The organism is Bathymodiolus japonicus methanotrophic gill symbiont, assembly GCF_019721995.1.
In the GTDB taxonomy this organism is placed as follows: Bacteria; Pseudomonadota; Gammaproteobacteria; order Methylococcales; family Methylomonadaceae; genus Methyloprofundus.
Map to the genome: position 1 here is coordinate 1 of NZ_BLYC01000090.1, position 7,503 is coordinate 7,503.

Annotated in this window: 7 protein-coding genes; 2 read left to right on the plus strand and 5 right to left on the minus strand. The window is 37.4% G+C overall.

Features of this window, described 5'->3' with window-relative positions; genetic code table 11:
- Nucleotides 1-28: 28 nt before the first annotated feature.
- From K6984_RS29665 to K6984_RS29685, 5 genes are all read right to left on the minus strand, one after another.
- A complete protein-coding gene (locus K6984_RS29665; protein ID WP_087870166.1) occupies nt 29-1,195 on the minus strand; it encodes an IS3 family transposase in 1,167 nt (388 codons plus the stop codon).
- A gap of 80 nt (nt 1,196-1,275) precedes the next feature.
- Nucleotides 1,276-2,247 carry an IS3 family transposase gene (locus K6984_RS29670; protein WP_221898572.1) on the minus strand — a complete coding sequence of 324 codons (972 nt, stop codon included), beginning with the start codon at nt 2,245-2,247 and terminating at the stop codon, nt 1,276-1,278.
- A gap of 185 nt (nt 2,248-2,432) precedes the next feature.
- Complete coding sequence (locus K6984_RS29675) at nt 2,433-2,696, minus strand: hypothetical protein (protein ID WP_221898573.1); 264 nt, start codon at nt 2,694-2,696, stop codon at nt 2,433-2,435.
- A 124-nt stretch (nt 2,697-2,820) separates the two neighbouring features.
- Nucleotides 2,821-3,102, minus strand: coding sequence for a hypothetical protein (locus tag K6984_RS29680; RefSeq protein ID WP_221898574.1), 282 nt, complete (start codon nt 3,100-3,102; stop codon nt 2,821-2,823).
- A gap of 1 nt (nt 3,103) precedes the next feature.
- Nucleotides 3,104-3,793: a nucleotide-binding protein gene (locus K6984_RS29685; RefSeq protein ID WP_338024580.1), complete on the minus strand. Its 690-nt coding sequence runs from the start codon at nt 3,791-3,793 to the stop codon at nt 3,104-3,106.
- 211 nt (nt 3,794-4,004) lie between these two features.
- Between K6984_RS29685 and K6984_RS29690 the strand changes: the two genes are divergently transcribed.
- Together K6984_RS29690 and K6984_RS29695 are read left to right on the plus strand one after the other, a co-directional pair.
- Entirely contained in the window at nt 4,005-4,184 is a 180-nt protein-coding gene (locus tag K6984_RS29690) for a DNA-binding protein (protein WP_221898576.1), read from the plus strand.
- A gap of 298 nt (nt 4,185-4,482) precedes the next feature.
- On the plus strand, nt 4,483-7,296 hold the full coding sequence (locus tag K6984_RS29695) for a TrlF family AAA-like ATPase (RefSeq protein WP_221898577.1): 2,814 nt from the start codon (nt 4,483-4,485) through the stop codon (nt 7,294-7,296).
- Nucleotides 7,297-7,503: the final 207 nt, after the last annotated feature.

Consider the following 7,503-nt stretch of genomic DNA (forward strand, 5'->3'; position numbering starts at 1 on the left):
ATTTTTCAACAATCCTTATTCCATATTCCTAAGCCGCTTCATTCTGCTGTTCATTAGCTAAAATACTTTCTCTATATACATTCATTGGTTTTTTATAGTCCAGGGTTTCATGAAACCGTTGATGATTATAAAACTCAATATAGTCATCAACATCTTCTATTAACGCTCTAATTGAACCATATTCATTTAAATAAATACGCTCACATTTTGCACTTCGCCAAAACCGTTCAATACAAATATTATCCGTTGCTCGTCCTTTTCCATCCATAGAAATAGTAATGCCTTTGTTTTTTAGTCGTTGGGTATGAATTTCACTGGTGTATTGACTGCCTTGATCCGTATTAAAAATTTCAGGTGTTCCGTAGAGAGAAAGCGCTTCATCTAATACATCCATAACTAAAAAAGAATCCATTGTGTTTGATATTTTATGGGCGAGCACTGCTTTTGAGTGCCAATCAATAATCGCCGCTAAATAAACCATCCCTTCTTTGGTTTTAATATAGGTTATATCTGTACTCCAAACTTGGTTAGCGTGTGATATATCAAGATCTCTAAGCTTATAAGTATATTTTTTATGTTCTTTTATGGGGATCGTTGTATTGACTTGTTTTACCGCTAATACGGCTTTCAAGCCCATCTGCTGCCGATAACTCGCCACCGTGTTTAAACTGACTTTAAAACCACCTTCAAGCAACTGCTGGTGTACTTTAGCCGCACCATAAATAGGGATGTCTTTAAAAATGTGATTAATCTGAGTTTTGATCTCTTCTTTCTTTTTATTCTCTCTTTTTTTGTAATAGAGATTGCTTCTATTTAATCCTAATAATGCACACTGCTGTGTTAGAGGTAGAGTGTTAAGCTTGGGCTCAATCAACTGTTTTCTATCAGATGAGTCCAAGCTTTTTAGCTTTTTTTCGAGCCACTCCTTTTCAACCGTCATTTTTCCTACGATTTTTGTGAGCATCTCATTTTGTTCTTGAGCTGCTAATAGATCCTCTTTGTAATCTTTAACGGCTTTGGAGGGCTCCATTGCTATTTCTGCATTGTCTAAGAATATTTTTTTCCAGTTTTGTAGGTTCTTAGGTGTGATGTTATTTGCACTGGCAATTTCTTGCAGTGTTTTTTCATTCTTTAAAACTTCTAATACCAACTTGCTTTTAAATTCAGCACTGTAGACCGTTCTTTTTCTGCTCATTTTAATACTCCAATTTTTTACAAATAGTAACTAATTTGGAATAAGATTGCTTTGATTTCTTGTCTGGATTTGCTGGGGGATTATACAATACAAATATTATCCGTTGCTCGTCCTTTTCCATCCATAGAAATAGTAATGCCTTTGTTTTTTAGTCGTTGGGTATGAATTTCACTGGTGTATTGACTGCCTTGATCCGTATTAAAAATTTCAGGTGTTCCGTAGAGAGAAAGCGCTTCATCTAATACATCCATAACTAAAAAAGAATCCATTGTGTTTGATATTTTATGGGCGAGCACTGCTTTTGAGTGCCAATCAATAATCGCCGCTAAATAAACCATCCCTTCTTTGGTTTTAATATAGGTTATATCTGTACTCCAAACTTGGTTAGCGTGTGATATATCAAGATCTCTAAGCTTATAAGTATATTTTTTATGTTCTTTTATGGGGATCGTTGTATTGACTTGTTTTACCGCTAATACGGCTTTCAAGCCCATCTGCTGCCGATAACTCGCCACCGTGTTTAAACTGACTTTAAAACCACCTTCAAGCAACTGCTGGTGTACTTTAGCCGCACCATAAATAGGGATGTCTTTAAAAATGTGATTAATCTGAGTTTTGATCTCTTCTTTCTTTTTATTCTCTCTTTTTTTGTAATAGAGATTGCTTCTATTTAATCCTAATAATGCACACTGCTGTGTTAGAGGTAGAGTGTTAAGCTTGGGCTCAATCAACTGTTTTCTATCAGATGAGTCCAAGCTTTTTAGCTTTTTTTCGAGCCACTCCTTTTCAACCGTCATTTTTCCTACGATTTTTGTGAGCATCTCATTTTGTTCTTGAGCTGCTAATAGATCCTCTTTGTAATCTTTAACGGCTTTGGAGGGCTCCATTGCTATTTCTGCATTGTCTAAGAATATTTTTTTCCAGTTTTGTAGGTTCTTAGGTGTGATGTTATTTGCACTGGCAATTTCTTGCAGTGTTTTTTCATTCTTTAAAACTTCTAATACCAACTTGCTTTTAAATTCAGCACTGTAGACCGTTCTTTTTCTGCTCATTTTAATACTCCAATTTTTTACAAATAGTAACTAATTTGGAATAAGATTGCTTTGATTTCTTGTCTGGATTTGCTGGGGGATTATAAAATAGCGTCACTCACATGATTAAATAATTTCTGTATTGCAGATACAGGGGTATCTACGTCCTACGCTAGCTGATACCCTTCATTGTGACACACAATACATCACTTAAATAACTTTGAGAACAACCCTCTAATAACTGGTTTATCTGATGATGTTTCGCTTTGTCTCGTATCAATTTTATATTCAAGTAATGCCATTAATCGAATTTCACGAGCTAGGGAATCTTCTCTAACTTGTTTTATATCCTCCCTAAGCCCATCGACCTGTTTCTCAAGCCATTCTATATGAGATCTCTCAACCTGCACCACTGGTACGGATGTTTTTGTAACCTTTGACGTTGTATTTTGTTTCAGATCACCATACACACGGATTAATTCCGCAGTATCAAAAGATCCATCACTATTCCTCTATACCCTACCAGATGAGACATGAGGGGATTTATGCGACAGAGCCTTATTTTCTATTAATTTGAACCTTTATTACTTCGGGTCATGCGCCATTATTTCGGGATTTAAATTCCTCGAACATCTCCAAAAACAAGACATTCATTGACTTGCTACGCATTGAGGCATACGCCTTAAACTCATTTCTTGCGCTCTCTGGTACTCTTATTTGCATGAGAACAAGCGAGCTAGGCGGCGTTTGTTCTGTCGCTGCTGCTGGCTTGGCTTTTGCTAGTAGGGTCTCCTCTAACTCAATCGTGTAAGGGTCAAGCCATGTTTTGCCTTTTGTGTCTGTTTTTTTGCTTACTGGTGGTTTTAGATTTGCCATGTTATGCGCTCCCCTGCTTCGCTGTTTGTTGCTCTATTGCTTTGTTAAATAATTGTTCTATGATTTTATTTGTTTTGTCGCTCAAGCTCTTAAAAGGCGTTTCCGTAAAGGATAAGCCCTTATCCATAGCTTGAGAATATGCCGATTTCATGGGAATCCAGCCACGCACCACGGAAAAATTCCAAGCCTCGATACTGGCGCGGGTATTCATGGCCTCTTTATCGCCCTTGTCAGGAACTCTACACACGACAAACACAATAGAGGCTCTATCTATACCCTTATTAACAAATTCAACGGCCAGTTTTAAAGACGGCTCTAAATCATCCACTGAAATTCCCACGGGTATTATAATCAGGTCACTTTTTTGGGCTATCGGCAAGGCGTGAGTATCAGCAAAGGCTTTGCCGTCCACTATAAGAATATCCGCATTATTCGCGGCTTTTAGTGCGGTTTTAGGCTCTGAATACAAAGAAACATCAATAGAAGGATCTACCCCGCTCTCTTTGCGCCGCTCCCCCCACAAGAAAGATGTTTGTTGTTTTCCGTCAAGGTCTGCGACATGTACCGCCCATTTATTACGCGCAAACTCAACCGCCAACGCACGAGCAAGGCTTGATTTTCCCACCCCGCCTTTTTGGTTTAATAATGAAATAATCATTTTTATTGCTTCTCCTACATATAATAAAAACATTGAAAATAATATAACCCATACTTAAATAAATTACAATACTATCAGTAAATATATTAAAAACAATACATGTATTAATACACATAAAAACACTATAAATGTTTTATGTATTAAAAACAATACTTATTATACTTACAGGTATATATTCCTTTACTTAGATAGTAGCTTGTAGTAATATTACTACTACTCTCTACTACAAAAATCAGGTGAAATTATGGAGCGCAAAAGCAAGGTAACGCAAAGCGCGGCCAATGCAGCATGTGAACAATTACAGGCCGATAGTAAAAACGTGACTGTAAACGCCGTTATAGGCATTACTGGCGGTTCTTTCTCTACTGTGGGCGATATGGTCAAGCTTTGGCGTGAAGAACAGGCCGCGCACTCTGCGCCATAGCAAAGGCAAGCTTTATTTGAAATTATTTGTTGTTTTTTTACGGTGCCTACAGAGTGTCTATTTGCTGTTATAAGTGATTAAAATCAAAAAGATGGAAATATTCGAGTGGTGCTACCTTCAGGTAGGTTATAGGCTGCTTTGTTTAGGTACCTCTTCTTTCAATGGAAACACTGATGATAAACATGGCAAAACCACCTAAAATAAACCTCGATACACCAGCATTGTGTATTTCAGCTACTCAATAATTGGGAAACTTCAGTTATCGCATTACTCACTACTAATCACATAGAGCAAGAATATGGATCAAGGAAATCATTACAAGAAGTGCGACCTACAGGTTCATTCACCTAGAGATATAAATTGGAAGGGTGACAGTTGCGTTACGCCAGAAGAACGTAAGGCATATTCAAAAGCTTTCGTTAAAGAATGTAGGGAGGCTGGCATAAATGCAGTAGCGATAACTGACCATCACGATATGGTATTTTTCGGATACATTAAAGCAGCTTCGAAGGAAGAGCTAGATGAAGACGGAATTTCAGTTCACAATGATCAACAGTTGGTTGTTTTTCCAGGTATAGAGCTAACTTTTCATCAACCACCAATACAGGGTTTACTGATACTTGACGCAAGCTTTCCAGAAACTTTGTTTCATACTGTGCTTGGTTCGCTTTCATTAGCTCAAGCAGCAAAGGAAGATTCAAAAACTATCGAAACAAACGCAATTCCCAGCGATACCATAAGCAGTATTGGAGACATCTACAAGAAGCTAGATGGTACGGACGGTGTAAAAGGACGGTACATCTTCCTGCCTCACGTAAAGCATGGTGGCTACAAAACATTGATGAGGGATGGATTTCACGAAGCTTATGCAAAAATGCCAAGCGTAGGAGGCTATGTCGATGGAAAATTCAAAGATGACAATGCAGGCTACCTAAAGAAACTAAATGGAGAAGTAAAAGAGTGGGGATTTAAAAGAATTGCCGTTATTCAGACAACCGACTATAGAGCAGACAAAGCACTTGCTAATCTTGATACCGCTACATGGATAAAATGGCGTGATCCAACGGCTGAATCTTTACGGCAGGCATGTCTCGCAAAGGAGTCAAGGATAAGTCTTGTTGAGCCAGAGCTACCAAATATTTTTATCGAGAAGATTGATGTCACCAATTCTTCCTTCTTATCGAAGTTTGGTTTATATCTAAATCCACAGCTAAATTCTATTATTGGAGGCAGAGGATCAGGAAAGTCCACGATATTAGAATACTTGAGATGGGCGTTATGTGACCAGACTGAAGGGTTTGGTGAAGAGGGTCTTCAATCCGATATATTAAAGAGACGTAATACTCTAATAGATAAAACCCTCAAAGAAGCGGATGGTGAAGTTATAGTTTCCTTCATTGTTAATGGCATTCGACACATAATAAAACGAAATCCGAAGTCTGAGGATGTGCTGCTGAAAATTGGAGATAACGATTTTAAGTCGGTCAGGCCAAGTCAGATTCAAGATTTATTACCCATTCAAGCCTATAGTCAGAAACAACTAAGCAGCATTTCGTTTCAGTCAGACGAACTAAAGCGGTTTATTGAACAGCCCATTTCAAAAGAAATCGAGGATATAAATTCAAAAATTGATGAAGCTTTAGTTGCAGTTCAGTCAGCCTATCAAAAGCTATCAAAAAGTAAGTGGCTTCATACCGATCTAATAAAAAACAAAATTAAATTAGACTCTTTCAAATCACAGATAGAAAAACTTCGTGGCGGCCTGAAGGGTATTTCGGAAGGTGGTAAGAAAATATTGGATCAGGTAAAACATTATGTGAATGAAAAAAATCGTTTTGATGAGTTTTCTCTTGAGTGCTCTTCCATTCAAGACGGCATACTGAATTTAAAGGAATTGCTTGAAAAATACCAAGGTAAGGCTAGTGATGGCTCAGAAACATTTGAGAATGAAGACATTCTTAAATGTCTAAACGAGTCACGAAGTAAATTGCTGGAGAAAACTTTAAATAAGGTTCAAGAGCTTGAAGAGTTGCATTCATATTCAGTTGTGAGGCACAAGGAGCTGCATGCCAATTGGCTTAAGATTAAAAAAACATTTGATCTGGAATATGAGAATACAAAGGAAAAATCGGAATCTAGCCAATCAACTTTGACTACAATTAAAGAGTTAGAGAAAAAGATAGAAGATCTTGAGTTGGAGATTAGGAAGAAGCAATCTTTGTTCTCGAAAGTAGACATGACAGATGAGACATTTAATAATCTATATGAGAGCTATATTAATTTACAGATATCGAAAATCGATAGACTGAAAAAACTCACCGAGACATTTACACAGCTGTCTGATGGCCTAATTAAGGCTGATCTTACAAAGACAATTGATGTTGAAAAAATGTACACTGAGATTAATTCGGTATTCTCTACTTATAGTCTTAATATTAACAAATCCAGAGCGGAAAAATTATCTGAGTTAGTATCCAGTTCCTCAGATCCATTAAAAACATGGAAAGAAGCCCTTTATGAGCTGAAAGCATTGAGCGAATTTAACTCAGCGCCTGATGCTCAAGATGAACTACCTCATTCCCCATTTTTGGATCAATCAGGTTTTAGCCTCGCCAATAGAAAAAAAATGTCAGAGGCATTAACCAGTGAATGCTTTTTAAGGCTTGCGTCTATTAAACTTGATTTTCTTCCGAAATTTTCCTATCAAACAGACAGCACAATGGGCGATGAAATACCATTTGAGGAGGCATCAGCAGGACAACAAGCTACAGCATTGCTGAATGTTCTTCTTAACCAAGACGGGTTTCCTTTAATCATAGACCAGCCCGAAGATGATATTGATAATAGAGCAATCGAAAAAATCATCACAAACCTATGGGGATCAAAAAAGAAGAGGCAGATCATCATAAGTAGCCATAATGCAAACCTTGTAGTAAATGGGGACTCAGAGCTGATTATCTGTTGTGACTACAAAGAAATCAATCAGCAGACCAAAGGCCACATCAAATACGAAGGCTCTATAGACAGGAAGGAAATTAGAAATGAGATAACATCTATTATGGAAGGCGGAGAGCGGGCCTTCAAGCTTAGGAAAGAAAAATACGGGTTCTAGTAGTCAATACCTTCGCCAATTTTAATTTAAGCCAAAAGGGAAAGGGGGATTTATGCGACAGAACCAACTTTTTAAGCATGGGTTTTTTTAACTATATCATGAGATATATTTTTTAACAGCCTTTTTTAACACTATTTGCTAAGAATCAGGCCATATCAGAGGCGATTATCTACGCTGATAGCGAAGTTAAAAATATACTTGTTTTTT

Bases quoted from the DNA above. Each gene is read 5' to 3' on its own strand.
- K6984_RS29665 (WP_087870166.1), bottom strand. From the start codon at position 1,195: ATGAGCAGAAAAAGAACGGTCTACAGTGCTGAATTTAAAAGCAAGTTG.
- K6984_RS29670 (WP_221898572.1), bottom strand. From the start codon at position 2,247: ATGAGCAGAAAAAGAACGGTCTACAGTGCTGAATTTAAAAGCAAGTTG.
- K6984_RS29680 (WP_221898574.1), bottom strand. From the start codon at position 3,102: ATGGCAAATCTAAAACCACCAGTAAGCAAAAAAACAGACACAAAAGGC.
- K6984_RS29685 (WP_338024580.1), bottom strand. From the start codon at position 3,793: ATGTTTTTATTATATGTAGGAGAAGCAATAAAAATGATTATTTCATTA.
- K6984_RS29690 (WP_221898576.1), top strand. From the start codon at position 4,005: ATGGAGCGCAAAAGCAAGGTAACGCAAAGCGCGGCCAATGCAGCATGT.
- K6984_RS29695 (WP_221898577.1), top strand. From the start codon at position 4,483: ATGGATCAAGGAAATCATTACAAGAAGTGCGACCTACAGGTTCATTCA.